The 26,542-nt window shown below is 69.1% G+C and carries 20 protein-coding genes and 2 pseudogenes; 11 read left to right on the top strand and 11 right to left on the bottom strand.

The features are described from left to right. The first annotated feature begins 1,120 nt into the window (after window positions 1-1,120). The 5 genes from OG870_RS46660 to OG870_RS46640 are packed head-to-tail and all read left to right on the top strand — an operon-like array spanning window position 1,121 to window position 5,198. Window positions 1,121-1,660, top strand: a complete 540-nt coding sequence (locus tag OG870_RS46660; RefSeq protein WP_266528399.1) for an RNA polymerase sigma factor — start codon at window positions 1,121-1,123, stop codon at window positions 1,658-1,660. Further along, the gene (locus OG870_RS46655) at window positions 1,657-2,457 is read left to right on the top strand and encodes a hypothetical protein (protein ID WP_266928052.1); all 801 of its coding nucleotides are present in this window, start codon (window positions 1,657-1,659) and stop codon (window positions 2,455-2,457) included. Before OG870_RS46660 ends, OG870_RS46655 begins: the two co-directional genes overlap by 4 nt. 52 nt (window positions 2,458-2,509) lie before the next feature. Continuing rightward, window positions 2,510-3,304, top strand: coding sequence for an ABC transporter ATP-binding protein (locus OG870_RS46650; protein WP_266528393.1), 795 nt, complete (start codon window positions 2,510-2,512; stop codon window positions 3,302-3,304). Beyond that, window positions 3,301-4,611 carry a hypothetical protein gene (locus OG870_RS46645; RefSeq protein ID WP_327692267.1) on the top strand — a complete coding sequence of 437 codons (1,311 nt, stop codon included), beginning with the start codon at window positions 3,301-3,303 and terminating at the stop codon, window positions 4,609-4,611. Before OG870_RS46650 ends, OG870_RS46645 begins: the two co-directional genes overlap by 4 nt. Next, window positions 4,608-5,198 (top strand): hypothetical protein, encoded by a 591-nt coding sequence (locus tag OG870_RS46640; protein ID WP_327692266.1) that lies wholly within the window; start codon window positions 4,608-4,610, stop codon window positions 5,196-5,198. The genes OG870_RS46645 and OG870_RS46640 overlap by 4 nt, the downstream gene beginning before the upstream one ends. 407 nt (window positions 5,199-5,605) lie before the next feature. On the opposite strand, the gene OG870_RS46635 is transcribed toward OG870_RS46640, so the two are convergent. From OG870_RS46635 to OG870_RS46625, 3 genes and pseudogenes are all read right to left on the bottom strand, one after another. Then, window positions 5,606-7,021, bottom strand: a complete 1,416-nt coding sequence (locus tag OG870_RS46635; RefSeq protein ID WP_327692265.1) for a DEAD/DEAH box helicase — start codon at window positions 7,019-7,021, stop codon at window positions 5,606-5,608. A 515-nt stretch (window positions 7,022-7,536) separates the two neighbouring features. After that, window positions 7,537-8,001 (bottom strand): hypothetical protein, encoded by a 465-nt coding sequence (locus OG870_RS46630; RefSeq protein WP_327692264.1) that lies wholly within the window; start codon window positions 7,999-8,001, stop codon window positions 7,537-7,539. A gap of 256 nt (window positions 8,002-8,257) precedes the next feature. Continuing rightward, window positions 8,258-8,392, bottom strand: a pseudogene (locus OG870_RS46625) (transposase family protein); the annotation flags it as partial. A 100-nt stretch (window positions 8,393-8,492) separates the two neighbouring features. Between OG870_RS46625 and OG870_RS46620 the strand changes: the two are divergent. Beyond that, the gene (locus OG870_RS46620) at window positions 8,493-9,410 is read left to right on the top strand and encodes a TrmB family transcriptional regulator sugar-binding domain-containing protein (RefSeq protein WP_327692380.1); all 918 of its coding nucleotides are present in this window, start codon (window positions 8,493-8,495) and stop codon (window positions 9,408-9,410) included. 188 nt (window positions 9,411-9,598) lie between these two features. Next, complete coding sequence (locus OG870_RS46615; protein ID WP_266528379.1) at window positions 9,599-9,754, top strand: DUF6131 family protein; 156 nt, start codon at window positions 9,599-9,601, stop codon at window positions 9,752-9,754. A 119-nt stretch (window positions 9,755-9,873) separates the two neighbouring features. Here OG870_RS46615 and rph read toward each other — a convergent pair whose 3' ends face one another. Beyond that, window positions 9,874-12,474 (bottom strand): rifamycin-inactivating phosphotransferase, encoded by a 2,601-nt coding sequence (gene rph / locus OG870_RS46610; protein WP_327692263.1) that lies wholly within the window; start codon window positions 12,472-12,474, stop codon window positions 9,874-9,876. A gap of 672 nt (window positions 12,475-13,146) precedes the next feature. On the opposite strand from rph, the gene OG870_RS46605 reads away from it, so the two are divergent. Continuing rightward, entirely contained in the window at window positions 13,147-15,324 is a 2,178-nt protein-coding gene (locus tag OG870_RS46605; RefSeq protein ID WP_266928061.1) for an ATP-binding SpoIIE family protein phosphatase, read from the top strand. 52 nt (window positions 15,325-15,376) lie between these two features. Here OG870_RS46605 and OG870_RS46600 read toward each other — a convergent pair whose 3' ends face one another. From OG870_RS46600 to OG870_RS46585, 4 genes are all read right to left on the bottom strand, one after another. After that, window positions 15,377-16,561 carry a type III polyketide synthase gene (locus OG870_RS46600; RefSeq protein WP_327692262.1) on the bottom strand — a complete coding sequence of 395 codons (1,185 nt, stop codon included), beginning with the start codon at window positions 16,559-16,561 and terminating at the stop codon, window positions 15,377-15,379. A 279-nt stretch (window positions 16,562-16,840) separates the two neighbouring features. Then, complete coding sequence (locus OG870_RS46595; RefSeq protein ID WP_266588152.1) at window positions 16,841-17,842, bottom strand: bacteriocin fulvocin C-related protein; 1,002 nt, start codon at window positions 17,840-17,842, stop codon at window positions 16,841-16,843. A gap of 359 nt (window positions 17,843-18,201) precedes the next feature. Continuing rightward, window positions 18,202-20,511, bottom strand: a complete 2,310-nt coding sequence (locus OG870_RS46590; protein WP_327692261.1) for an ATP-binding protein — start codon at window positions 20,509-20,511, stop codon at window positions 18,202-18,204. Between the two features lie 198 nt (window positions 20,512-20,709). Further along, window positions 20,710-21,663 (bottom strand): hypothetical protein, encoded by a 954-nt coding sequence (locus tag OG870_RS46585; RefSeq protein WP_327692260.1) that lies wholly within the window; start codon window positions 21,661-21,663, stop codon window positions 20,710-20,712. 253 nt (window positions 21,664-21,916) lie between these two features. Here OG870_RS46585 and OG870_RS46580 point away from each other — a divergent pair. Further along, a pseudogene (locus OG870_RS46580) lies at window positions 21,917-22,421 on the top strand (maleylpyruvate isomerase N-terminal domain-containing protein); the annotation flags it as partial. 120 nt (window positions 22,422-22,541) lie between these two features. Here the strand turns inward: OG870_RS46580 and OG870_RS46575 are convergent. Beyond that, complete coding sequence (locus OG870_RS46575) at window positions 22,542-22,907, bottom strand: VOC family protein (RefSeq protein ID WP_327692259.1); 366 nt, start codon at window positions 22,905-22,907, stop codon at window positions 22,542-22,544. A 101-nt stretch (window positions 22,908-23,008) separates the two neighbouring features. Here OG870_RS46575 and OG870_RS46570 point away from each other — a divergent pair, with 101 nt between their 5' ends. Beyond that, entirely contained in the window at window positions 23,009-23,974 is a 966-nt protein-coding gene (locus OG870_RS46570; RefSeq protein WP_327692258.1) for a helix-turn-helix transcriptional regulator, read from the top strand. A gap of 14 nt (window positions 23,975-23,988) precedes the next feature. Here OG870_RS46570 and OG870_RS46565 read toward each other — a convergent pair whose 3' ends face one another. Together OG870_RS46565 and OG870_RS46560 are read right to left on the bottom strand one after the other, a co-directional pair. Then, on the bottom strand, window positions 23,989-25,068 hold the full coding sequence (locus OG870_RS46565) for an endonuclease/exonuclease/phosphatase family protein (RefSeq protein ID WP_266928070.1): 1,080 nt from the start codon (window positions 25,066-25,068) through the stop codon (window positions 23,989-23,991). Between the two features lie 23 nt (window positions 25,069-25,091). After that, window positions 25,092-25,754, bottom strand: a complete 663-nt coding sequence (locus OG870_RS46560; RefSeq protein WP_266528349.1) for a M15 family metallopeptidase — start codon at window positions 25,752-25,754, stop codon at window positions 25,092-25,094. Window positions 25,755-25,841: 87 nt separating this feature from the next. Between OG870_RS46560 and OG870_RS46555 the strand changes: the two genes are divergently transcribed. Next, window positions 25,842-26,537: a response regulator transcription factor gene (locus tag OG870_RS46555; RefSeq protein WP_266588139.1), complete on the top strand. Its 696-nt coding sequence runs from the start codon at window positions 25,842-25,844 to the stop codon at window positions 26,535-26,537. Window positions 26,538-26,542 lie beyond the last annotated feature (5 nt).

Below are 26,542 nucleotides of genomic sequence, written 5' to 3'. Positions count from 1 at the left end.
CACCCGCACATCACCCGCTCCACTACCCCAGGGCGGCAACGTCCCGCTCCCCCGCCCGCCCCTCGTCCAGGAACTGCGCCACCTCACCACCCTGCTGTGCGACCTCATCCCCCAGCCGACCGCCATGCGTCGCGGCCACGGACGCGCCCCGTTTCACCCTGCGCATTGTCAACAGCGAGACAAACGAGGTCATTTGACTGCTCATCAGTGCTTGGTCGTGGAGGTGACAGCGTCCCCGGGCCTCACCACCGGTCCACGGGGACGATCGTCCGGCTGAAGCCTCATGGAGCCTTCCACCGGGAGGCGATCGCCCTCGGCAGGTCACCGCTCACAGCCCGACTGGGCTTCCGCCGCCCAGCCGGGGGTTCTGGCTTGTTCGTTATGGTCTGAGCTGACCCCCGAGACGTTGAAGCGCTGCGCGAAAGTCGGCGTGAGGTCCGGGCTCTGATGCGCCAGGCCAGCGCCCAGGGAGCGAGGATCGTGCACTTTCCCGAAGGCGCGATCTGTTTCCCCAGCAAGTTCGTCATGTCCGTCGACGGCCCGGACGCGGTCGGCCCGGCGGACTGGGGCCGGTGCCAGTGGCCTGTGCTCCAATGAGCACTGTGCATCGTGAAGTTGCTGGTCACGGGTCTGGTGTGGGCGGGGGCCGGAGTGCTCGTCCTGATCGTGGGCGGATGACTTCGGCGTAGATCATCGGTCACCGGGAGACTTCGCTGTTTGTCAGCACCAGCAGGGCCCGCACCATGGCGGTCGCCCACTTCGGGTCGGTGCGGATCTTGCCGAGGCCCCCGCCAGTTCTTGAGGTGGGCCAAGCCGCCGGGCGGCCTTGTAGCCAGTGATCACGGCCGGCTGGGCGTCGGGGGCGCTGTCGTCGAGGCCGACGACTCCGGCGAACCCCTGCACAGTGAGGGTCGACTTGGCGCCCGGCAACGACGCCAGCGAGCGTGGGGCCCGCGTACGCGAGGCGATCCAGGGCAGGCAGCTGCCCACGGTGCGATTCGGGCCGGTCGGCGATGTGGACGACCTCGCGCTCGGCGTAAAGCGCTGTTGCCTTCGGTAGCCGCCGAAGCGTCCGAGAACCTGAATGGACGGTCGTTTCGTCTCCCTGATCGTGAAAGGGATGACAGACCTCGACGAGGCAGAACTCGTGCGTCGCGTCGCCGGTGGTGACCGGGCAGCGTTCGACGAGTTGTATCGGCGTACTTCGCCCTGGTTGGCGGTGCGGCTCCGCCGCCGCTGCGCCGACGACGACGTCGTCGCCGACGTGCTCCAGGAGACCTACCTGGCGGTCTGGCGTGCGGCCGGCAGCTATGCGGGCTCCGTGACCGAGGGCAGTGCGGTCGGCTGGCTCTGGGCGATCGCCGCGAACCGTCTCGTCGACGCGTTCCGCCGACGTGCCCGGCAGGAGCGGGTGCCGACGGTTGCCCTGCTCGATACGACCGTGCCGGCCGCCGAGGACGAGGTGATGGCGAACCGCGTCGACCAGAACTTCGAACAGGCGCTGCTGCGGCTGCCACCGGAGTTGCGGCAGGTGCTGCAGGCGATGGTGCTCGATGACCTGTCGGTCCGTCAGACGGCGGTGCTGCTCGGTATGCCGGAGGGCACGGTGAAAACCCGCGCGCGGCGGGCTCGGACGGCATTGCGGGAGGCGCTCTCATGACTCATCCCACCACCACGATCCTGGCCCGCTACGCGGACGGCGGGCACGGACTCGACGACGCCGCGCTCTGGTCGATCGAGGTCCATCTCGACGCGTGCGCCAACTGCCGTGAGTCACTGGCCGCCAAGGCCACCCCTGCCACGACGGATCTGCTCGACCGTGTCGCCGTCTCGCTCGGCCAGGCGATCGAAGCGAGCCCGTCGCCGACCCGGCAATGCACACCAGCAGCGGCCGTGCACCGACGCTGGCTCGCGTGGACGCTGCTGCCCTGGCTCGCGGTGACCGTCGCGGTGCTGGGCTGTGGCGTACTCCTGGACTCCGCCGAGCCGAGTCTGCCGTCGCTCGTGCCACTGCTGGCCCCGGTGGCTCCGCTGCCCGGCGTCGCGGTGGCATGGAGCCGGCGGATCGACCCCGCCTGGGAACTGATCGCCACGACACCGGCAGCCGGCCTGGCCATGGTGCTGCGGCGGACGCTCGCGGTGCTCGTCGTCGTGGTTCCGGCATTGCTGGTGGCGGGTGTGAGCACCGGAACCTCGCTGGCCCTCACCCTGCTGCCGTGCCTGGCGTTCACGGGGGCCACCCTCGTGCTCGGCGCCCTCATCGGCGTACGACGCGCGGCGATCGGACTCGCGGTGGTCTGGTCCGCGGCAGTCCTGCTGCCGAGTGTGGCGGCCCAGTCCCTGTCCCCGGTACTGCAGCCGGGCAGCACCGGGGACTGGGTGGTGGCCACCGTGGCCCTTGCCGCTGTCACACCGCTCGCCGCCACGCGCTTCCGCCGTCTGACCAGTGGCAACTGACGCCTGACCAGTGGCAACTGACCCTCATCAACAGGATAAACAGGAGAGACCCATGCGAGCGGTACATGCTGCCGAAACGGCTCCCAGCCTTCATCCCTGGCTCGTCCACGCAAACGAACTGCGTGTCCGGGCCGGCCGGCACCTGGCCGTCGACGGACTCGACTTGACGCTGACTGCCGGCGTGCAGGGTGTGCTCGGCCCGAACGGCGCCGGCAAGACCACGCTGATGCGCGCGCTGTCCACCGTCGTCAAGCCCGCCAGCGGCTCATTGACGCTGCTCGGCGCGCAGGTGGACGGCCGTGCCGACCTGCGCGAGGTGCGTCGCAAACTGGGGTATCTGCCGCAGCAGTTCGGCTTCTACCCGCGGTTCACTGTCCGCGAGTTCGTCGCGTACATGGCCTGGCTCAAGGAAATGCCCAAAACCGCGATACCCGACGCCGTACAACGCGCGATCGATCGGGTGGGTCTCACCACCAAGGCCGACGCCAAGATGAAGACGCTGTCCGGCGGCATGCTGCGCCGGGCCGGCATCGCCCAGGCCATCGTGAACGACCCCGAACTGCTACTGCTCGACGAGCCCACCGTCGGACTCGACCCCGAACAACGTCTCGACTTCCGCGACCTGCTGCGTGACCTCGGCGTCGACAGCTGCGTGATGGTCTCCACCCACCTCGTCGAGGACGTCGTCGCCGCCTGCACCGATGTCATCCTCATGAACGAAGGCCGACTCCTCTTCCAGGGCACCCCCGACGACCTGATCGCCCGCGGTGGGCAGGGCGACGCGGGCGACAGCCCGGCGGAGCGCGGCTACTCCGCACTCCTGCGCCAGCACCGGAGCAACGCATGAACCGTATCCTCGGCATCGAGCTCCGGCGCTCGGCCGCCCTCGGCGCCGCGCTCCTGATCGCCGTCGCCGGCACGATCGTCCTCCACGCCACCGCGGGGCGCTGGTCCACGGGGTGGATGGCGCTGGTCATGACGCAGCGCGAATACCTCGCGGTTCTCTCGCCCCTTGCGATGGCCGCCGGCGCCTGGCAGTCCTATCGCGAGCACCGGGCGAACGTCGCCGAACTGCTCGCCGCCGTGCCCCGCCCGAGACCGCAGCGCATGGTGCCGATCCTGGCCACGACGGCCCTGGCGGTGCTCGTCGCCTACCTGGTCACGCTCCTCGCGGCGGCACCACGGATCGCCGACACGGCGCGCTACCTGCCGCCGGCCGCGTTTGCCGTCGTGGCCGTCGGGCTGGTCGCGATGATCGCCTCGGTCTGGCTCGGGTTGGCCGTCGGACGCCTGGTGCCGGCGCTCGCCACCGCACCCGCGCTGGCCGCGATCGGCTTCGCGCTACTGCTCCTCGCGCCCCACGCCCTTCCGGACGGCGGATTCACGGCGGCGTTCTCCCCGGCGATGGGGATGAGCATGTTCAGCGACTACGACACCGTCGACGGCGGAGTCAGCGCCGCCCAGGCACTCTGGATGGCCGCGGTGGCGGTGGCCTGCGTCGTGCTCTTCGCCGTCCAAAACAGTAAGTTCGCGTTCGCCGCGCTGCTGCCACTGGCCATCGGGGCCACGGTCACGGCCCTGGTGGTGCCGACCGGCGATGCCTACCTCCAAGGGACGCTCGACCCGGTCGCCCAGGAACTGGTGTGCACCGACGACGCCCCGCGGGTCTGCGTCAGCCGGGCGCACGAAGGGTTGCTGCCCGAGGTGACCCCCAAGGCCCGGCACGCATTGGAACTCCTGACGAAGACATCAATCGTCGAGGCACATGAGGACACCTCCACGTTCTCTCCTCCTACGTCACCGAGGTCGCGGGCCGACACCGCGCTGATGAGTATCACGGTCGACAAGCACGGTCGCCTCGCCCACCCGGGACGGCTCGAACCGACGATGCTCACCGGAGTGTTCACCAGCCCTCTCAGCTGCGGAGACAACCGGAACTTCACAGTCGCCACCGCTGCGGCCTACTGGCTGCTCGACCGGGAGCCGACCGCCGGTCCCGATGGCCTCGAGTTCCATGACCCGGACGCCGTCAAGCTCTGGAAGGGGCTGCGGGCACTGCCGCGAGCCGAGGCCGAAGCCCGGGTTGTCGCCGTCCATCAGGCCGCCCAGAAGTGCCAGGACACCACCGACCTCCTGAGCGGAGGCGCCCGATGACAGGCCTGACGCTCTACGTCCGCTCGCGCCAGGTGCCGGCGGCGCTCGGCGCGGCCGTCGCGGGCACTGCCATCGCGTGGCTGCTGGCGACGGCCTTCAGCGTTGAGGGCGAGGTGAGCAGCACCGTACTCGCCCTGACGGTCCTGCTCCTGGTAGCCGTCGCCACCACCACGCTCGGAGGCCCCGACGACACCCTGGACCGCACGGCGGCGAGGCCGTGGGGAGGGCTGCGGATGTCCCACCTGGCCACGGCCCTGGGATGCGTACTCATGCTGCTGCTGGCCACACTGCTCACCGGCACGCGGTTCGGGCCGTTCGGATGTGTCGTCCGCGACGCGGCCGGCCTGCTGGGCCTGACCGCCTTGGGGACGGCCACGGTCGGCACCGCTCGCTCGTGGTTCCTGCCTCTCGGGTGGACGCTCGGCGCGGCGGTGTTCCCGGGCATGGGCACCGCGGGGGAGGCGCTGACCTGGCAGACACAGGCCGCCGACAGCCGACCCGCGGCCGTGGTCGCAGCGGTACTCACCGCCGCCGGAACCGCCGCCTACGTCAGCCGAGGCCCACGTACTACAGCCGGAGATCCGTGACGGAGCTCGTGTGGTGTCGTTGACCGGGCATGGTGTTGGGTGTGACGGCTGAGCAGATACCCGAGTGGGATGCCGAACTGTCCGCGCTGACCGGTTCGTTGGGATTCTTGTTCAACCGGCCCGAGCCTCGGGGTGGTGTTCGCGCGGTTCAACGAGGGACTGCTGGCTGAGCTGCCGAAGAGGAACAGCTGGACGCTGTCGGAGCGTGCCGGACATGTGACCGCGGACTGGATGCAGCGGCTGCTCAACGGATCAGTGTCGGACGCCGACCGGCTGCGGGACGCGGACCGCAATTACGTCATCACGCATGTGGGTGAAGCGGATGCCTCACTCCTGGGAACAGCCAGGGAACGTCCTCCGATGCCGAAAGAGGCTCGGCGCCATCTGTGGTCAAGAGGCCTCGGCTCTCAGCCGCCGCGACGCACTGCGGCTGCCTTTCGGGCCTCGGCGAGCTTGCGGGCCTCGCCGGCCCTCCGCGACTTGCCGCCGGCGGCGCGGGCGGTGTCCTTGCTGGTGCCCATGCCGCGGAAGGGTGCGTTGGTGTTTTTCGGCCGGGGCGTGGCCGGCCCGCCGTCGAGCGGGGTGCCGGAAGGGGGCTTGGCGCCGGTGATCCGGCTCAGTTCCGCCTCGCCCGAGCGCACCTTGGTGATGGTCGGCTTGATGCCGGCTCCGGCCATCAGATCGCTCATCTCGCGGCGCTGGCCCGATAGCACCAGTGTGACGACGCTGCCGGACTCACCGGCCCGGGCGGTGCGGCCCGCGCGGTGCAGATAGTCCTTGGGGTCGGTGGGCGGGTCGACGTTGACGACGAGGTCGAGATCGTCGACATGCAGGCCACGGGCCGCGACATTGGTGGCCACCAGGACGGTGATCTGCCCATTCTTGAACTGCGTCAGGGTCCGTGTGCGCTGCGGCTGGGACTTGCCGCTGTGCAGGGCCGCGGCGTGCACTCCGCTGGCCCGCAGGTGCTTGGTCAGCTGGTCGACGGCGTGCTTGGTGTCCATGAACAGCAGTACGCGGCCGTCGCGGGCGGCGATCTCTGTGGTGACGGCGTACCGGTCGGGGCCATGCACGACCAGAACATGGTGGTCCATCGTCGAGACCGCGCCCGCGGACGGGTCGACCGAGTGGACGACGGGGTCGTGGAGGTAGCGGTCGACCAGGTCGTCGACGTCGCGGTCCAGGGTGGCCGAGAACAGCATCCGCTGACCGTCGGGGTGCACCTGGTCGAGCGCCTCGGTCACTTGCGGCAGGAAGCCCATGTCGCACATCTGGTCGGCCTCGTCCAGGACCGTGATCCGTACTCGTCCCAGGCGGCAGGCACCGCGCTCGATCAGGTCGTGCAGACGGCCCGGGGTGGCGACGACGACCTCGGCTCCGTCGCGCAGAGCAGCCGTTTGCCGGCCGATCGACATGCCGCCGACGACTGTGGCCATCCGTAGGCGCAACGCGTCGGCGTAGGGCGAGAGCGCCTCGGTGACCTGTTGGGCCAGCTCCCGGGTGGGCACCAGGATCAGAGCGAGGGGCTGCTTCGGTTCCGCGCGCCGCCCGGCCATTCGTGTGAGCAGCGGCAGGCCGAAGGCGAGCGTCTTGCCCGACCCGGTGCGCCCGCGCCCCAGGACATCGCGTCCCGCGAGGGCGTTGGGCAGCGTGGCCGCTTGGATCGGGAAGGGCTCGTGCACACCGAGTTCGGTGAGAGTACGCAGCACCTCGGCCGGCAGGTCCAGGTCAGCGAAGGAGTCTGCCTCAGGCACCGTTGGGACAGTGGTCACCGGCTGGGCGAGGTCACCGTGCGAGGTGCTGGGGCAGTCGGGGTGGGTCATGAAGAGCCTTCCGCATGGGGAACGTACCGAGGAAGGCTCGGTAGGAATGAGCAGCCGACGAAACACAACAATGGAAAGAGCACGGCAGAGTCACCGGCCCGCCGCGAGCGCGCAAACGCATGACGGTAGCACAGGTGACGGCCTGACGTTGTGCGGCTGATCACTCCGCCTGCACCGCTGCCGCGGCACAGACACACAGCGGGTCGGTAGGTCGGTACCTGCGAACGCGAACGCGGACGCGGACGCGGTCGGAGGGTGAGCCCTGTCCCAGGCACGTCCACGTGCGGTGAGGTGGGGGCCGCGTTCGGTGTCGCGTTCGGCCAGTAGGCGTGGGATTCGGGATAACGGCGCGTTGGGCACGTATGGCGTGGCGGGCCGTGCTCTCCCACTCGACGGCGCTGCTCTGGTGGCGGAGTTTTGGGTAGGCGGTGGTGGTCTCCCGATGTCGGGCGTCGGTCACGCGAGTTGTGGTGCCGGCCGGCGACCCCGCCGCGGGTGGCGGGGTCCGCCTCACCTCAGATCCGACCGCCGGTCAGACGGGTGATCGGGCCGTGGGTACGGCGGCCCGCACGGCGGCCCGCCAGATATGACGTGGCACCCAAAGCCGACACGCCCGCTCCCACGCCGACGGCGAGAACCTTTCGGTTGGCGATCAACGTCCATGCCGTCTTGGCGAAGGCCACGGCCTGTCCCGAGGCGGCGATGACGGCCTGGCGGCCGGCTTGGACATGCTCGGCCGCGCTGTGCACGACGGCGTTGGTCGTCCCGGCCGTACGCTCGGCCGTGTCCACTGCTGCTGACGTCACGTCGTCGGACTTCTCGGCTGCCTTGTCTGCCGCCTGCGATGCGGGAGCAGTGGCCTTCGCTGTGGCCCGCCGGGCCTTGGAGGATGCACTCCGCTTGGATACGGAATCTTGATTCGTGCCGCTGTTCGATTGATTCATGGACTTCGCGTTGCCGCTCGCGTCGATGGCAAACACATTCCGACAGCACGGTGTACGCCGGGCTCGGGCCGACCGGTGCACGATCCCCAGTCGGCCCGTGAGCACCACAGGCCACCCGTAGGGTCGAAACGTCATCGGCCGCGGAAACGCGGGAGTCTGAGAGGTGTTGTCACCCACGGGCCAGTTCCGTGGGCATTCGCAGATCCGGATGATCCGGTGGATGCAACGGTGGTCGGGTCGTGGGCGCGGCCGGGCATGCAGGTGGTGACCAACCCGGTGGGGGCGCGGGCGGTCCTACAGAATTGCCGAAGTCGGCCGCGAGTTGGGCGACGGTGTCGTGCCGCCGTAGGTACACCAGGCCGACCAGGGGACGCTGATGCGGCGGGAGTTTGCACCGTCGGTCGCCCTCTCGGGTGACGATGAGCATGGTGACTCACTCGACCAGCGCTGCGGCAGGGACACCGATCCCGTCACCTGATCAGTGGCCCGGCTGAAAGAGCTCACTCGCTCGCCACCCCCGGACAGCGCTGGCGTCCCGGCCCAAATCGTGGACGACGGACGCGTGCAAGGCCACGAACACCTTCGTCGTCGCGAACCCGAGAAGCGCCAGCGAAAAGCCGGTCCGGCCGCTGGAGTGGGATCTACTGCGGGAACAGGCCGCTCTCGAAAGACGGCGTCAGGACATCACGGCCCTCAGAGGTACGTTCAACGATCTGGCAGGGACCTACCACGAGGCCCATCTCTCCTACAGCGAGTGCGGCATCCAGGTCGTCCGGTCCGGCGCGGCCGTTCGTGCCCTCCTGGAGCGCATGATCGGCGAATGCGGAGAGGAGGTCGCCGCGTGCCAGCCGGGCGGCCCCGGTCCGCCGGAGGTTCTCGACGACGCACTCCCCAGGGACATCGCGATGCTGGAACGAGGCGTTCGCCTGTATTCCCTGTACCAGCACGCGTCACGGTTCGACGGCCCTACGATCGAATACGCGACGAAGGCCATGCGCGCCGACGCGGAGATCCGCACGGCGACCACCCTGCCGCCTCGCATGATCATTGTGGACCGCCGCACCGCGTTGCTCACCCATCGGTCCAGCGACGCCTCAGCCGTGATCGTGCAGGAACCCTCGATCGTCAGCTACCTGTACGAGGTGTTCAGCCGCGCCTGGGAAGGTGCGTCTCTGTTCACCACCGCGAAGGCACCCGACCAGACGGAGACATGGAACGGGACTCAGCACCTGCTTCTGCAACTGCTCGGTGACGGCCTCACCGTGGCGGCGATCTCCAAACGGCTGGGCATCGCGGAGCGCACGTGTCAGGGGTATCCGACCGGGCTGTTCAACGACCTGGGAGTCTCGGACCGGTTCCAGGCGGGGGTGATGGCACACGCACGCGGGCTGGTCGATCCGGCCCGGGTGACGGCATCGCCGAGGAAGTCGAACCGGCGGACCTGATGATGTTTTCGGCCCTTTGAACGCCCTGCCTGGCGCAGACCTGCCGAGCAGCCCTCAGGATCCATGATCGACCAGCGACGGCGGCAAGGCTGCGATGGCCCCCTCCTGGGAGCCCGACGTTTCGGTAGTTGAACACCGTTTTGCGGGTACCCGAACGCCACGAGCAGTCCCAGCTGTTGGAGGCCACAATGATCGCTCTCGGTGTAATCCTTCTAGTCGTCGGCTTTCTCACCGGCGTTTCGATCCTGTGGACCATAGGGGTCATTCTTCTGGTGATCGGCGCGCTTCTGTGGGTCATGGGTTCCATGGGTCACGCCGTCGCCGGGCGTCGACACTATTGGTGAGGCCGGTATCTGGTCGGCCACCGCGCCGACCGGATGGCCCGCGCCGATCTGGTCAGGTCATCCAGCCCGGACAGGTTGCTCTTGTTGTCCGGACTGGATGACTCTGTTCGCGCGGTCGGTCAGGGCAGGATCTCGACGTAGCCGCCGGTTCCGTGCACGCGGATCCGCTGCCCGTCCCGGATCAGGCGGGTGGCCTGCTCGACCCCCACGACGGCCGGCAAGCCGTACTCACGGGCGATCACCGCGCCATGGGTCATCAGGCCGCCCACCTCCGTCACCAGGCCCGCGATTCCCACGAACAGCGGCGACCAGCTGGGGTCCGTGAAGGTCGTGACCAGGATGTCGCCGGCTTCGAGATCGGCGTCCGCCATGTCAAGGATGACGCGGGCCCTGCCCTCGACGGTCCCGGCGGAGACCGGTAGGCCGATCAGGGCGCCGGCCGGCACGTCGTCGCGCCGGTACGCCCCGGTGACGGCCTCACCATCCGACGTGAGCACCCGGGGCGGTGTGAGCGCGTGGTACGACCGGAACGCGTCCTTGCGCTGCTGGATGAGCCGGCCGTCCACCTGGTTCGAGTGCACGACGTCGCGGAGTTCCTGGAACGTGAGGTAGAAGATGTCCTCCTTCTCAGGAAGCACATGGGCCTGCACGAGGCGCTCGGCCTCTTCCAGCAGGGCCTGCTTGTAGACGAAATAGCGGCTGACGATGCCGTACTTCGGGTACTCCCGGTACCCGATGAAGGTTCGCACCCGGTCGATCATCCGCTTGGTCTCGTCGGCTTTCTGGTCCCCGTCCGGCAGGGCCCGCAAGCGCGACAGCACGTCCTGTTCCTTCTCTTGCGCCTTTTGCCGCCCCTGCTCGAAGCGCCGCTCGGCGGCGCCCGGTTCGAAGTTCCTGACGTTGTCGAGGATCATGGGCACGAGTGTGGTGGGGCGCTCACGCCATCGTGGTCGGGTGATGTCGATCTCGCCGACGCAGCGCATGCCGTACCGGTCGAGGTAGGCCTGAATGGCGTCGCGCGCTTCGGTCCCGCCCGCGAGCTTGGCCAGCTCGTCCAGGAAGCCCTCGTCCTGGACGCCCTGCAGGAACTCAACTACCTCCGGATACGGGCGGATCACGTCCGCGACGTCGAGCAGCGCCAGTCCCATCTCCGAGGTGACGTTGTCGGGGGCGGACAGCGTGAGCGTGTCGGCCACGTTCTTCTCGCCCAGCCACTCCTGCAGCTTGTCGTTGAGCCACCATGTGGCGTCCATCCCCGCCATAATCGCCTGAATGCTCAGCGGATCACTGAGGACCCGCTTGTGCTCCTCGACGGCCTCCAGCAGGAAGTCGAACAGCGCCGGTCCCCTCTTGGTCCGGATGTCGCGCTCCAGCGAGGCGATGGACACCTGGCTGCGCTCGATCAGCTTGGTGACGATGGCCGGATCGGTCTCGATGGGGGCGGGCGCACTGCCGCCGCCCGCCGGCCGGCCGGGACCCGCGTCCGGGAGCGACGGGACGAAATCGCCGTTGTCGAGGACGGTCTCCAGAGCGTCCCTGGTCAGTGGATCGCCTTTCCCCATGACGTCCAGGAGGCCGGCGCGGCTCGCGGGCGAGGCCAGGCGCCGGGTGACGTCGACGAACAGCCTCCCGCCGGCCTCGTGCATCGGCACCATGGCCGTCATCCGCCACATGGAGAGCCCCAGGGGCTTCATGGCGTCGGTCATCATCTGCCCGTGGCCAACGGAGACGTAGACGTGGTTCTCCTCGTCGCCGATGTCCGGGACGGGGAACAGCGTCGTGATCGGCCGGCTCTGGACGATGTGGAAGCCATCGTCGACCAGGCACCACTCGATGTCCTGCGGGCGGCCGAAGTGCGCTTCGATCCGACGCCCGAGCTGCACGAGCTGAACGGCCTGCGGATCCGTCAGCGCCGCTTGTTCCTGCTGCTGCGAGTCGATGGCCAGTGTCTGTGTGCCACCGGCCGGCAGGGCGTGAACGGCACTCCGTTTGGCGGCGATCGTCTTCGCGACGACTTCGCCGTGTCGCACCTGGAAGACGTCCGGGTTCACCAGGCCGGAGACCAGGGCCTCGCCGAGGCCGAAGCCGGCGTCCACGGTGGCGACCGTTCGGTTGCCCGTGACGGGGTCGGCCGTGAACAGGACGCCGGCCGCATGCGGGAAGACCATCCGCTGCACGACCACAGCCATGAGGACCGTACGGTGGTCGATGCCGTTCCGCTGGCGGTAGGTCACGGCGCGCTCGGTGAACAGCGAGGCCCAGCACCGGCTGACGTGCTGAAGAACTGCCGTCGGCCCCACGACGTTCAGGTAGGTGTCCTGCTGTCCGGCAAAGGAGGCCGTCGGCAGGTCCTCTGCCGTCGCGCTGGATCGGACGGCGTAGGCGGCTTGCTCGCCGAACCGGGCGTGAGCGCCCGTGATCGCCGCCGCGACGTCGCCCGGGATGACCGTTTCTTCGACAGCCCGGCGAATCTGCGCGCTGAGCGTGCGGATCGCCTCCCCGTCGTCCGGGTTCAGACGCGACAGCTGATCGAGCAGATCCCCGATCGACGGCGCCTGCGCCATGACCCGTCGGAAGGCGTCTGTCGTCACGCAAAAGCCACCCGGCACGCGGATGCCGTCGATCCGCGTCAGCCCGCCCAGGTGCGCGCCCTTGCCGCCAACAACGGCAACCTGCGTCTCGTCAACCTCTCGAAGATCCAACACATACTGCTCGATCATCGCGATACCTCCCAAGCAGCCGTGCTCCGATGCAGTGCACTGGCCGAACGAATCTCCGGCGTTTTCAGCTCTGTCGACTCTCTTGCCGTGCACGTCCTCACTTCCGGCTGCCTTCCCTCCGACGATCGGGCGGCGCGCTCCCCCGCCCCGAGCGCCCGTAACCGCACCGCCAGTCCCTCCGCTGGTTCGACGTCGCCGCCTGGCCCGTACATCACACGCACGTAGTGCTCCCGTTTCCGCAGGTTGTGGCCTCGGCCGACGATTCTGCGCGCCGACCGGGGTCTTGCCGCAAGCCCCCCAGTGCGCTATAACTTGAGACAGGTAAGGAGAGGTCTCCTTGCCTTTTGTGTTTGTCGGCCGCGGAAATGACAGGCCTTTCGCCCCTCACACCGGTCGGCGCCGACGCCCGGCTGACGCCGCTGGAGCCACAACCCCATCCGCACCCGACCGCGTACCGGTGGTGAACAAGGGCTCGCCGCGGACTCCGCGACGCAGAGTGCGTGCCCGTTACTGTCAGCTCCTACACCTGTCCTTTTACTCACCTTTGCCCCTTCGGTGATGTCCGCGTGTGTGCTATCCAGGAGGTGTGCGGTAGGGATCTCGGGGCTCCATCGCACGGACTCGGGAATGCCTCTCCGGCGCGCGCCGGAGTCAGCGAGCTGAGTGAGCTGCATGGACCCCACACCCTCCTCTTCGCCTGCTTCACCGTTCGACATGGTCAGCGGTGCCCTGGCGGATTACATCCCCCGGGCCGGAAGCACGGCCGCCGCGGTTCCTGTCGCTGCGCAGAGCGACAGCCGTGCCGACCGGCTCGAAGGGGACGGCCGGGAGGCCGGAGGTCAGGAACAGATCCTCGGGGCGGTCAACCTCGATCGGGATCTGAGGATCACCAGCTGCAATCTGGACGCGGCTCCGTTCAGAGGAGTGAGCGTCAAGCCGGGGGCCATCTTCACCGAACTGCTGCCACCCGGGGACGTGCCGACGGTCACACAGCGGTTGCGGAACGTCGTCGAGACGCGGGAGGCGCACGTTGCCCGGGTCCAGCGCTTGCGGCGGGACGACGGCACAGAGCTGGTGGTCTCGATGAGCATCCTGCCGGCCGCAGCGCCGCAGGGAGGCCTTACGGTCTCCCTGATCGCCATGGCCAGACGGCTGCACCTGTACGCTTCCGCGGCCGCCATCGGTACGTCATTGGACATCGGCGAGACCGCGCAGTCCCTGGCCCAGTCCCTGCTGGCATGGGGGGACGTGGCGGCCGTCGACCTCGACTTCGCCGTCTGGACGGGGGAAGCCGTCACCGAGCAGGCGCACGAGCGCATCCGGCTGCGGCGGGCGGCCCTGGTGCCGGAGCGGGCCTGGCCCGAGGGATATCTGACGTGCGGGGACAACCTTCCCCGCGAAGCGAGCCGTCTGCTGGTCGGTGCGGTCACGCGCGACGACGTGCCGCAGGCCATCGTGATTCCCGACCGTGAGGCGATCGAGCGGGTACTGAGCGATCCCCGGCTGGTGCGCGCGTTGGTACCCGGCAACCTGCCGGCGAGTGTGGCCTGCATACCGCTGGTCGTGGAGGGACCCGAAGGCACATCGGGGCCCATCGTGCTGGGCGTGACGGAAGTCTGGCGGCGACCGGAGCGCCCCTTCCGCGACAGCGAACTGCTCGACCTGCAAGAACTCGTGGCCAAAACCGCCCGTCACGTGGACCTGGCCCGCCAGCATCAGCGCGAGCACGCCCAGGTCCTGGCACTGCAGCGCCGGCTGCTGCCGCGGGCCGGCAGCGACACCATCGAGGTCGCCAGCGTCTATCTGCCCACCACCCCTGACAGTGCGGGCGTCGGCGGAGACTGGGTGAACAGCTTTCCGCTGCCGGGCGACCGGACCGCGCTGGTGGTCGGCGACGTCGTAGGGCATGGCCTGGGGGCCGCGGCGGCCATGGGCCAGCTGAGCATGGAGGCCCGCGCACTGTTGTCTGCGGGGCTGGGCCCCGGAGAGGTGCTGGAGCGTCTGGACGAGACCGTCACGCTCCTGGACGACACGGACGCGGGCCTGGCGGCCGGCTACAGCGCGCTGGGTTCGACGTGCTGCATCGCGGTCTACGATCCCGTCGACCACCGGGTCGTGATGTCCAACGCGGGCCACCTGCCTCCCGTCCTCGTCCGTCCCGATGGGTCCGCCACGACCATCACGGGGCAGCCTCACCCGGGCCTGGGAGCTGAGTTCGCCGTGCGGGAGCCGTTCGACGTGCAGGAGTTCGCCGCGCCTCCCGGCTCGCTCCTCGCCCTCTACACCGATGGCCTGGTGGAAGACCCGGTGGCCTCCCTCGACGACGGTATCGGCAGGCTCACGGACTTGGTGCGTGAGGTGCATCCCTGGGACGACCTGCAGCAGATCGCGCGCCGCGTGGTCACCGATCTGGCCCCGGAGGGACGCCTGCGCGACGACGTGACCCTGCTGCTCGCCCGTATGACCGGCCGTCGCAGCCGGGACACCGCGACCTGGCAGCTGGCCGCCCGCGACGACACCGCCGCCCACGCCCGCACCCTGGTCTCTGCTGCCCTGCGGCGATGGCACACCAGCGATCAGGCCCAGGACAGTGCGCTGCTGGTGATCAGCGAACTGGTCACCAACGCCGTCGTGTTCACCACCGGACCGGTCACAGTGCGGCTGGTGAAGGCCGGGGGCCGCCTCATATGCGAGGTCGGCGACACCGGCAATGGCCGACCACGCCTGCGCCGCGGCCAGGTACTCGACGACAGCGGGCGCGGCCTGCACGTCATCCACAAACTCACCACGCGCTGGGGGGTGCGGTGGACCAACGCCGGCAAGGCCGTCTGGGCGGAACTGGACCTGTGATGCCTGGGGTTGTGGAGAACGCTCGTACTCGTCGCCGCTGAGGGAGCGGGAGTCAAAGCCACTCCCCCTCCAGGGCCGTGGCTGTCAGCCCGGGTGCGGCCGCGTACAGCACGGTGCGGCTGCCTGTTTTCTGGCCGACGTCGTGCGCGCGTCGCAGTATGTCGAGTACGGCCGCGCCGCCGCGGTTGCCTGTGGTGTAGCCGGCCCGGCTGTAGGCCAGAAGTCCGGCGGGCCACCCGTCGGGCATCGTCTGTTCCATGTACTCCAGCACCCGGGTCCCGCCGGGATGGGCGAGCAGCAGATCGGGATGCCACGGGTGTCCGTCGTCCTGATGGCGGGTGCTCAGCCACTTCCACATCGCGGCAACCGTCTCCTGGACGGCGCGCGGCCCCCGGCGGTCCATGACGAAATGTGTGCCGTCGGCGCGAGTGTCCAGCCAGTGCAGGTCCGCGGTGTTGGGCAGGGTGTGGTGCCAGGCCGCGTCCAGCCGCAGGATCGACTCCGGCCTGGGACGGCCGGTGACCACTGCCGCAACGGCGGTGTCCGCGAACAGCAACCGGACGATGAGGGATTCCAGCGTGTCGTCGGCGGGCTGGTAGGTGGTGCTCAGCGCCTCCGATATCACCACCAGCACCACACGGTCGGGGTCCACGGCGACCAGGTCGGCCGCCAGCGCCAAGGAACGGGTTCCCGCGATGCAGGCCCATTGACTGGCCGGCAGCAGCAGTACGTCGGTGCGCAGCGGGAGGCGGTTGAACAGAGACAGGTCCAACCCCGGCAGGGCGGGGGTGGTGGAGTGACTGGTGATCAGACAGTCCACGTCGGCGGTGTGCAGCCCGGCGATCTCAAGGGCTTCGCGGGCTGCGCGTTCTCCGTACGTCTGCACGGCCGCCCAGGCCGGCGCGGTGCGCTCCTGGATGGTCTGGGGCGCCGGTATCTCCTCCAGCGCGGCGATCGCCCGGTCCACCTCCCGGTCGCTGAACCCACCACGGGCCAGAGCTTCACGGGCCGGACCAGGGCCCGGCGTTCGCAAGCCGCTCTCCCTACTGGGTGCGACGGCCGCCTCCAACGGCAGCATCCATCCACGGGAGGCGATTCCGGTGCTCTCGGCGATGCCGTCAATCCGCGCCAGCCATGGGGCCTGCGGATGTCGACTGCACACGTCGGCCAGGATGTCGCCGGTTTTCACGGCGTGTTCGCCGTGCACTACGGCGGGAGGACACAGGTAGGCGCCCACAGTACGCCCCTTTCTCCGCGGACCTTGACGGCGCAAAGTGGCCGTAACTTGCCTAAATCGGCAGAGTGTGGTCAAGGCGCCGCTGTAGCACTCTACTTCGCATCCGGCCGCCAATTGGCTGAATTTGCGTTCTCTTCGCCCGATGTCAACTCCTCGGGATCGTAAGTGATCGCGGTCACCGCCGACGTGGTGACCGCGACCGGCGATGACGGCCGCCGGGCCCGGCAGTCGGTCCGGGTCAGTCAATGGCGCCTGTCACCGTCCCCCCTCCCCCGTCCGTCAGCGGCAGGTCCCGTCGCAGTCCCAGATCCAGAACTCGCCGCACCCGCCGTCGGAGATCGTGCATCCGCCTCCGATGCAGTCGCTGAACAGGCACGCGTCGGAGAACGAACTGCACGCACAGTCCTGTGCCAGGGCTTCCACCGGTCCCAGCGTGGCCAGCAGTTGCGCCGCGCCCTCCTTGCCGAATGCGGCGACCGCGGACCCGGTCAGGTCGTCGCTGTGCCGACGACGTGCGGGCGGGCGTCGCTGGAAGGTCGCAGGGTCCGACGCGGCGGTGCGAGCCCGTTCGATGACCGTGCCCTGACGAGGCGTGGGATGGGTGTGCGCGGCGCGGAAGCGGTCGATGTGCTCCACCCACAGGCGGCTGCGGGCAGCCGGCGGCAGTGCGGCGTGCACGGCGCGGCGGTGGGCCAGCGGCAAGGCGGTCACATCGGAATAGGTGGTGGGCAGACGCCCGGCGTTCGCCTTGACCCACTCACTGGCCGCCGCAGCGTCCTGGCCCGCGGCGAAGGCGGGCGTACCCCCCTTGAACAAGATGGTCGAGGCGACCGCGAGCCCTCCGGCGACCCGCAGGAACTGCGCGCGGCTGGACCCCGTGCCGACTTGGGAGCGGTTCGCGTCGCGTGCCTCGCCCAGCGCCCGCAGGACGCGGACCGTCGCTCGCGGCCCCAGTCGTCGCACCAGCTGAAGCGTCATCGACGGCCCTGTCCAGGCCCGCACGGACTCGCCGTCGGTACCGGTTCGGTCCGGCACGGCGGCGTCTTGCCCTCCGCCGGTGGTGACCTTCAGCAGCGTCGGTGCCCAGGGCGCGTCGGGCCCCAACGCTCGCGAACGCCAGGCACGGACGTCGGCACGACCGAGGGCGACCACCTCCAGGCGTGCGTCACAGGCGTTGAACACGATCGAGGACACGGCACGGCACGTCGAGCACGACGCGTCGAAGGCCAGCATCCAGCGAACTTCGGACTCGGCAGCGCCGTGTCCCTCAGTGGTGCTCATCTATGAAGCTCCGTTCCCCGCGACAGGTCGCGGCGGCCGGTTGACGGGTGGAAGAGGGGGCTGAGGACGGGTGGATGACGGGTGTGTGGGCGGGACACCGGTTGCCGTGGGTGACCTGCTGCCGACGGGCGCGGGTTGCGCCCCGCGTGGACGTGCCGGGCACGCGGCGGTCGCACGGGACGCGATCCGCGTCGGGGCGGTGCCGCGCGCAACGGGTCGGTCCGCCTTGAACCGCACACGCGCTGTTCGCTCACCATCGTGCTGGCGTGCCAGGCGGGCCAACAGGTCACGAACCGTTCATGTACGACCGGTTCAGCCGGTCGTCACGGGCGGCGCTGTGGCGCTCGCGCTGTCGGCCGCTACGACCCACAGGCGTCCGGGTTGTGATGTTCGCCGAGGCCGTCGAGCTCGTCGAGCTGTCGTTCCACCTGCTCGGCTTCCTCGTCACGTCCCTGCTGTCGATACAGCTCCCGTGCTTCCTGCCACACCGCACGGGTCTGTTCGTGGTGGCCGAGTGCGGCGTGGGAGTGACCGAGCCGGTCGAGAGTGTCGGCGGTTTCGTAGGTGTTGTCGAGCTCGCGGTACAGGCTGATGGCCTGGCGGTAGTGCTCGATGGCGTCGTGGTGGCGGCCACTGTGGTGGTCGATGTAGGCGAGGCTGTCCAGGGTTTGCGCTTGGCCGTTCACATCGTGGTGGTGCTGGTAGAGGGTGAGGGCGGCCTGGCAGTGCTCTCGGGCGGTGTCGTCTCGGTCACCGAGGCGGGCGGCGTACCAGCCCACGGCGTTGAGCGCGTTGGCTTCCGCGATCGGCTGGTCGAGGCCGCGGTAGAGGTCGAGTGCCCGCCTGGCATGCTCCAGCGCCCGCCGGCCGTCCGGCCAGATCGACGCGAGTGTGTAGTGCGCCTGAGCCTGGAGGGCGCGGTCGCCTTGCTGCTCACTCAGGGCGAGCGCCTCGTTCAGGGCGGCGATCGCCTCCTGATGGTGCCCGAGCACGACGTGGGCGCGGCCCAGGAGCCGATGCGTGAGGATCTGGGCACCGGGGTCGCGCAGCTGATGCGCGGAGTCGACGGCGATCTGCCACACGGCGAGCTGATCGTGGCGGTGGCCTCGACGGTAGTGGAAGTCGTACAGCGTCCAGGCCAGCTGCCAGACCGTGCGGTGCAATGCGTGGGCGGCGGCGGTGTGCTGAGCAGCGAGCAGATTCCGCTGCTCGGTGTCGAACCAGTCCATCGCCGCCGGGATGTCGGACAGCGCCTGGGGGTGGCAGGCGGGTGGCGGCGGGGCGAGTTCGATGGGGTCGCGGTGGGAGTCTAGGAGGCGGTCGGCGGCGTACGCGGTGTGGGTGTAGAAGTCGAGCACCCGCCGCAACGCCGCCGCTCGCGTGCTGTCGGCCAGATCGTGGGCGGTGGTGGCGTAGCGGCGGATCAGGTCGTGCATGCGGTACCGGCCGGCGGCGTCCTGCCCGATCAGCGAAGCCTGTTCGAGCCTGCGCAGCACGCTTCGGGTCCGGCTGGGGCCGAGGCCGGTGAGACTGCCGGCGGCAGCAAGGCTGATGTCGGGTCCGGGTGCGATCGCCAACAGCCCGAGCACCTCGGCTTCTTCGTCGCTCAACGCGCGGCGGGAGAGCGAGAGCACCGCGGGCAGGCTCGCGGCGGGGTCGGCGTCGTCGAGTACGTCGAGTACGTCGTCGCGCAGTTCGTCGGCGAGGTCGGCCAGGGACAGGTGCAGGTGGGCGTGCGCGCGGCCGGCGATGATGCTCAGCGCGAGCGGGAACCCGCCGCACAGGCCGACGAGTTCGGCCACCGCCGCGGGTTCGGCCTCGATGCGTGCGGAGCCGAGTCGGGCGACGAGGAGTTCGCAGGCTTCGGCGTCGGTGAGGGTGTCCACGGACAGGTGGTGGGCGCCGTGGCCGGTGATCAGGCCCAGCAATCGGTTGCGGCTGGTGACCGCGACGGTGCAGGTGTCGCCGCCCGGCAGCAGGGGGGTCACCTGGGCGGCGTCGACAGCGTTGTCGAGCACCAGCAGCATCCGCTTGTCCGCCACCAGGCTGCGGAACAACGCCGCCTGCGCGTGCGGCGCGACCGGGATCTGGCCGGGCTCAACGCCCAGCGCGTCGAGGAATCCCCGTACCGCCACGGCCGGGTCCATCGGCTCGCTGTCGGGGCTGAAGCCCCGTAGGTCGACGAAGAGCTGCCCGTCGGGGAAGCGGTCGGCGTTGCGGTGAGCCCAATGCAACGCAAGCCACGACTTGCCCACCCCGCCGGCGCCCGCAATCGCGGAGATGACCAGAGTTCCTGCCGCACCCGAACTGGGCCGCATTGCAGCATCCAGTCGGTCCAGTTCGTGGTTTCGGCCCACGAACGGCGCCGGGGGCGCGGGCAGTTGACGCGGTACCGGGACCGTCGCGGCATGCTCGCCCGTACCCGTAACCTCGGCCGCACCCGCGACCGAACCCGTCACCGCGGCCAACAGTCCGTCCAGTTCGGCCGGCTGCAGGTCGAGCGCGGCGGCCAGTTGGCGCACCGACGCGAGCTGCGGATTGCGGCGTTTGCCGGTCTCCATGCCGCGGATCGTGCTGACCGAAACGCCGGAACGCTCGGCCAGTGCCTCCTGGGTCAGCCCCGCACGCAACCGGAACCGTCGGACGGCCGAACCGAAGTGATCTTCCACAGTGACCTTCCTACCAGGACCATCGGCCACGGGTGGCCTGTTGGGCGTGAGCGGTCCGACACAGACACGGTCCACCGCCCGAGGGAGGCGGATACGTGACAGGGCCGGCCGTCCTCCGGTCGGTGCCGTAGGCGGCACCCGCCGACTCCTGGTGCGGCCCCGCCGGTCAACTCCCGCTCCGGCAGGGCCGCCAGAGCGTCAGGCGTAGTAGTGGATCGTGCCGTGCAGTGCGGGTCCACCGCCCTCACAATGCTGCACGAAGGTGGCGGCGAAAGCCTTGACGGCGCCGTCGTCACCACGCGCCAGCTTGGTCACCGTGAGTTCTCCCGTGACGGTGTTGCAGCCGCGTCCGTTGCCGAACACGTCCAGTCCCGCCACTGCTGCGCCATGGCTGCGCTGCGCCTGATAGGTGCGTCCGGCCACGAACTGTTCGCCGTCGGGCGGGGTCAGCAGAGCGGTCCAGTACTCCCGCTTGCCGGACACGCCGTACTGGACGCCGTCGCCGTAGGACCCGAGCGAGAAGGTGCTGGTGGCACCCTGATGCGTCTGGGTCGCGCCCTGGCCTATGTAGTCGCCGGCGTCGCTCGTGTAGGCGTAGGAGAGAGGGTGGGCGCGGTACTTGAGGACACCCTTGAGGGCAGGGGCTGCGGCGTTCTCGCAGTGCTGGGTGAAGGTGGCGTCCAGGACCGTGACCGCCCCTGACGCGTCGGTCTCGATCTGGTTGACCGAGAACTGCCCGTAGACCTCATTGCAGCCGCGGCCGTCTCCGGACACGTCGAGGCCGGGTGAACGCCCGGTTCTGAACGGGGCTCGCTCCGCGTTGCGGTAGATGCCCGGCCGGAGTTGCTCACCTTTGGGCGCCGCGAGGTCGACGTCCCACCACTCGTCGGCGGTGCTCACCCTGAACCGCACATAGCCCGCGTCGCCTCCGACGCTGACGGTGGCCGTGGACGGCGTGTACGCGGCGCTGGTGCCCTGGCCGACGTAGTCACCGGCCTGGCTGGTGAAGCTGTACTTGGTCACGGCCACGGGTGTGCCGGTGGCCGCCGATGCCGCCCCGGCGACGCCGACGCCGAGACCGGCCGCCACGGCAAGAGTCAATAACGCGCCCAGCAGCGAACGCAGTGAACCTGCGCGTCTGTGCACAGTCACATTCCCCTCCTTGGTACGGGACACCCCCATTGAGCTCCCGCATCCCGGTTATAACAGGCGTCACTGACATGCCGCTGCGATCGAGCCTGACGTGCGTGAGCAGTGCGAGCAGTGCCCCCTTGCCTTCTGAGGCTCGCCCGATCCGAGCAGAGAACCGTGTCATCGGAGTGCGCACAGCCCATACCTCGCGCTCGCCGCGTCGGCGGTGAAAATCGCTGTCCGGTTGTCGGAAGGGCAGTGAGAGACAGTCGGTGTGACAACGACACTTGAGTTCGCCGTCCTGGTGCGACTCATGGACGACCGATCGACGGCCTTCCGGGCCGCGGTCGCCTCCGCGCCCAGCCTCGACGTGCAGGTGCCGACCTGCCCCGAGTGGACCCTGTTCGATCTGGTGCATCACCTGGGCGAGGGGCGCCGCCGCTGGGACGCCATCGTCGCCGCGGGGCCTGCCGACGCTCCCCCGGCCAAGCCTGCGCTGGAGTGCGCCCCGGCTGCGCCTGACGACCGTGCGGCCTGCTGGCCTGGTTGGCCGCATCGACGCAGCACTTGCTGGACGCGCTGCGGGAGGCCGGCCCGTATCGCGGTTGCTGGACCTGGTGGGATGCCCGCAGTCGCCGCAGACGTCCGGTGCCGTGGCACGGCACCAGCTCCAGGAGGTCGCGGTGCACACCTACTACGCCCAGGTCACCGTAGGCGCGCCGCAGCCGCTGCCGGACGAGGTGGCACTCGACGGTGTCGACGATGTCCTGTCCACCTGCTGAACAACAACAAGCGCCTGGCCGCACAAGCCCGCTGCCCGTGGGGCACTCGTCGTCCTCTCGAAGTCGGACGACGGCAGGCGCGACACCTGTCGTGCGCGCCTGCCGCATTGCGGCCTTTCAGCCCCGCGGTGCGACGCGGATACGGTTCCCGTCAGGATCGGCTGCGAGGAAGGTCAGCCCGAACCCCGCGTCATGAGGCTCGCGCAGGATCGTGACCCCCTTGGAATTCCACTGCTCAAAGGTCGCGTTGAGCTCTTCGGGTCCACCGTCGACGGCCAGGCAAACCTCACTGGTGCGCAGGACGTCCGGTGACAGATCCTCGAACTGGCCGGACCACAGACCGAGGTCAGCGCCCGGCCCGAGGTCGAAGGTGATGTATCCCGAAGTCTCGAACGAGGGGCTCATGCCGAGGAGGTCGCCGTAGAAACGAGCTGCGGCGGGAGCGTCGTTCACGTAGACGATGGACACGACGGATCTGGTCATGGTTGTTCCTTCTCACAGGCTCGCAGGTGGTAGGTACGCATCCACCAGCCTGACCGGGATATGCGCCGCATCGTGTCGCAATTCCCTGAAAAAATTGGTGCGTGACCCCAGACCGCTTCTTCACCCTGATGCTGCTCCTCGAATCGAGGGATGCCGTGACCACACAGGAACTCGCCTCAGCGCTCGGGGTGTCCCTTCGAACCATCACCCGAGACCTGAACTGGCTCCGCGACGCCGGTCTGCCGGTGACCGCACACCGGGGCCGCCTCGGAGGCGTGACCATGCTGCCCGGGTCCGGGCTCGACCTCACGCGACTCACACCGGGCGAGCGTGATCATCTGTCGCTCACCGGGCTCGATGAGAAGCAACGCGCGGAGCTCGACGCATCGGTCGAAAGCCGGCGCGCGCTCTCCAAGATCGCCGCTGCACAGCCACGTCGAGTTCATGAGCTCCTGCCCCTCACCGACGTAGTGCACGTGGACAGCCGTCCCTGGCGTCAGGCACGAGCCTCCGGCACGACACCGGCTTCGCTGCTCGGCGCAGTGCGGCGAGGTCGCCGGCTACGGATCGAGTACGACAGCCCACGCGAGTCGTGCCCACGCGACCTGGTCGTGGATCCCTACGGGCTGTTCGCCAAGGCCGGCCTCTGGTACCTCGTCGCCGACCGTGCCCGAGTGCCACGGATGTACCGACTCGAACGGATCACGACGTGGAAAGAAGTCGACCAGCCACGACGGATCCGCGAGAGCCAGACCCTGGCCACCGTCGCTGCAGCGCTCATTGATCAGTGGGAGCACAACCACGCGATAGAGGTCAGGGCCACCATCGACCAGACCCAGATCGAGCGAGCGCAACGGATCTTTGGCCTACGACTCGTCCCGGACGACCATGAAGAATCCGCCACCGGCCGCAAGGTGACGATCCGCTTCCTGCATCTGGAGGACGTGCGAGCACTACTGCCGTTCGGGAGCGCCATCACTGTGCACGGCCCCACCGAAGCCAGGGCTCACCTCCGCGACCTCGCCACCGATCTTGCCCACCACTATGCGCCGTCACCAACGTCCTGACCCATGCGCCGTGCTCACCAGCTGATTCCCGCTGCCACCGGCATGTGGTCGCTGCCGGTGGCCGGCAGCGACCACGAGCTCTCCGGCTTCACACCGCGCACCAGGATCTGGTCGATCCGGGCCACCGGGAACTTCGCCGGCCAGCTGAAGCCGAAGCCGTCCCCGGCCGCCTCCTGGGTCGAGCGCAGCTGCGAGGTGATGCCGGCGAACGCGCGGTCGTCCAGGGTGCCGTTCAGGTCGCCGAGCAGCACCACCCGCTCGTTCCGCTCGGCGGCGATGGCCTTGCCGAGCGCCTGCACTCCTCTGTCCCGCGAGCCCGTCCAAAAACCCGCGCTGGGATTTACCCGGACGGACCCGAGGTGCGCCACATACACCGCCAGCGGCCCCTGCTCCGTGGCCACCGTGGTGCGCAGCGCCCGGTTGTACTCCATCGTGACGTCGACCGGCTTGGTGTCCGCCAGCGGCCCGTAGTCCGTGTCGATGTCGACCGGCCGGGTGTCCGACAGCGGCAGCTTGCTCCACAGCCCGACCGTGCCCTGCACCGTGTGGTACGGGTATGCCTTCGCCAGCTCCTTCTCGTACGTGCTCCGGGCCTGCGCGGTGATCTCCTCCAGTGCCACCACATCCGCCTCAGAGGCGGCCAGCTCGCGGGCGGTGCCGGTCGGGTCGGGGTTGTCGGCGTCGACGTTGTGGCTGACCAGGGTGAGATCGCTGCCCGGGTGGGACTTGTCGCCGAGCAGCCCGCCGAAGAGGTTCAGCCACACCGTGACCGGCAGCAGCAGCGCGGCCACCGCGGAGGCGGAGCGGCGCCACAGCGCCCCGGCCAGCAGCACCGGGATGAACAGGCCGAACCACGGCAGGAAGGTCTCCACCAGGCTGCCGAGGTTCCCGATCCCGTTCGGGATCTCCGCGTGCAGCGGCATGAACAGGCCGAGCAGCAGCGCCAGCGCCACGAGCACCGGGCCGCGCTTCCAGGGCTCCGGCCGGGAGCCGGCATGGATCGTCCGGCGGATAGCCGCCTGCCAGGTCCCGGCGCCGGCCTCGCGGCGACCTGCGCCGCCCTGTCCGGTCGCCGCTGTGTCCACCTGCGCCATCGGCTCTCCTCGCTCACTGCCGGTCACTGCTGCATCCTCGGGTCCTGGGTGGGGTTGGCATACATGCGCGGGCAACCACGACCGATCGCATCGGTGTGCAGTTCGTAGTGCCAGGGTTCGTTCCGGTAGATCTGGCACAGCCCGTACTCGGCACCGTGCTTCGACAGCCACGCCGTCGCATCGGAGCGCCCGAGGTCGACCGCGTCCCCCGACACATGGGGGGAAGTCGCCGCGGTGGCCACCCATCGGGCGGCCTCGTCCTCGGACCCGTACTCGGAGACCGCCTCGCGAAGAAGCTGATTCTGGTAATCCGGGGAACGCCAGCCGCTGTTGACGTAGAACTTCGCTCCGTCGTCCGCGGCATTCGCCGCAGCCCGGCGGAGGGCCTTGAGCAGATCGGGATCGAGCTTGGCCACAGCCGGAATCTCGTCGTCGAAGACCGTCACGCCGTCGGGGACGACACCGTCAGCCTCGCCAAGGGCACCGGAGTGCTCACCGGGAAGAGCATTCAACGATGGTGCGGCCGAGGAGGAGGACAAGGACGAGGAGGAAGGAGGGGAAGAGGACTTCAGTAACCGGTAGCCGAGGGCTGCGATGATCGCCGCGATGACCACTGACAGGCCGACGACAAGGAGCCGGTGAAACCGGCGCGTCGTTGGTCGTGCTGATGGTGGGATTGAAACCATGCGGCCAGTCAAGGCAGCGTGGTGTTGCCAGCCCGTATGTGGTTTTCGATACGCCGACGATAGGTGGCGGCTCGTAGCATCGAGAGCATGCGTGTGTTGATCGTCGAGGACGAAATCTATATGGCAGAGGCCATTCGCGATGGCCTACGCCTGGAAGCGATCGCGGCCGACATCGCGGGCGACGGCGACACAGCTCTGGAAATGCTGAGCATCCACACGTACGACATCGCCGTACTCGACCGCGACATCCCCGGACCGTCCGGTGACGAGATCGCCAAACGCATCGTCGGCTCCGGCAGCGGCATGCCGATCCTCATGCTCACCGCGGCCGACCGTCTCGACGACAAGGCCTCCGGGTTCGAACTCGGGGCCGACGACTACCTCACGAAGCCCTTCGAACTCCAAGAACTCGCGCTGCGGCTCAGAGCACTCGACCGCAGACGCGCCCACAACAGGCCTCCCGTACGAGAGATCGCAGGTCTGCGCCTTGACCCGTTCCGCCGAGAGGTCTACCGGGACGGCCGCTACGTCGCGCTGACCAGGAAGCAGTTCGCAGTGCTCGAGGTCCTGGTCGCTGCCGAGGGCGGTGTCGTCAGCGCCGAAGAACTCCTGGAACGCGCGTGGGACGAGAACGCCGACCCGTTCACCAACGCCGTGCGCATCACCGTCTCTGCACTGCGCAAGCGACTTGGCGCACCATGGATCATCGCCACCGTGCCGGGCGTCGGCTACCGCATCGACACAGCACCCGGCACCGCACGTGAGGGCGGAGACCGTGGATAGGGAGG

The sequence above is a fragment of the Streptomyces sp. NBC_00461 genome (genome assembly GCF_036013935.1).
Lineage (GTDB): Bacteria > Actinomycetota > Actinomycetes > Streptomycetales > Streptomycetaceae > Streptomyces.
Note: the sequence above shows the minus strand (reverse complement) of the source record. Positions and strands in the feature narration are given on the sequence as shown.

Excerpts from the sequence above, each read along its gene's own strand:
- OG870_RS46565 (WP_266928070.1), bottom strand. The coding sequence starts at position 25,068 with ATGGCGCAGGTGGACACAGCGGCGACCGGACAGGGCGGCGCAGGTCGC.
- OG870_RS46615 (WP_266528379.1), top strand. The coding sequence starts at position 9,599 with ATGATCGCTCTCGGTGTAATCCTTCTAGTCGTCGGCTTTCTCACCGGC.
- OG870_RS46560 (WP_266528349.1), bottom strand. The coding sequence starts at position 25,754 with ATGGTTTCAATCCCACCATCAGCACGACCAACGACGCGCCGGTTTCAC.
- rph (WP_327692263.1), bottom strand. The coding sequence starts at position 12,474 with ATGATCGAGCAGTATGTGTTGGATCTTCGAGAGGTTGACGAGACGCAG.
- OG870_RS46595 (WP_266588152.1), bottom strand. The coding sequence starts at position 17,842 with ATGAGCACCACTGAGGGACACGGCGCTGCCGAGTCCGAAGTTCGCTGG.
- OG870_RS46635 (WP_327692265.1), bottom strand. The coding sequence starts at position 7,021 with ATGACCCACCCCGACTGCCCCAGCACCTCGCACGGTGACCTCGCCCAG.
- OG870_RS46575 (WP_327692259.1), bottom strand. The coding sequence starts at position 22,907 with ATGACCAGATCCGTCGTGTCCATCGTCTACGTGAACGACGCTCCCGCC.
- OG870_RS46660 (WP_266528399.1), top strand. The coding sequence starts at position 1,121 with ATGACAGACCTCGACGAGGCAGAACTCGTGCGTCGCGTCGCCGGTGGT.
- OG870_RS46640 (WP_327692266.1), top strand. The coding sequence starts at position 4,608 with ATGACAGGCCTGACGCTCTACGTCCGCTCGCGCCAGGTGCCGGCGGCG.
- OG870_RS46605 (WP_266928061.1), top strand. The coding sequence starts at position 13,147 with ATGGACCCCACACCCTCCTCTTCGCCTGCTTCACCGTTCGACATGGTC.
- OG870_RS46645 (WP_327692267.1), top strand. The coding sequence starts at position 3,301 with ATGAACCGTATCCTCGGCATCGAGCTCCGGCGCTCGGCCGCCCTCGGC.
- OG870_RS46655 (WP_266928052.1), top strand. The coding sequence starts at position 1,657 with ATGACTCATCCCACCACCACGATCCTGGCCCGCTACGCGGACGGCGGG.
- OG870_RS46650 (WP_266528393.1), top strand. The coding sequence starts at position 2,510 with ATGCGAGCGGTACATGCTGCCGAAACGGCTCCCAGCCTTCATCCCTGG.
- OG870_RS46555 (WP_266588139.1), top strand. The coding sequence starts at position 25,842 with ATGCGTGTGTTGATCGTCGAGGACGAAATCTATATGGCAGAGGCCATT.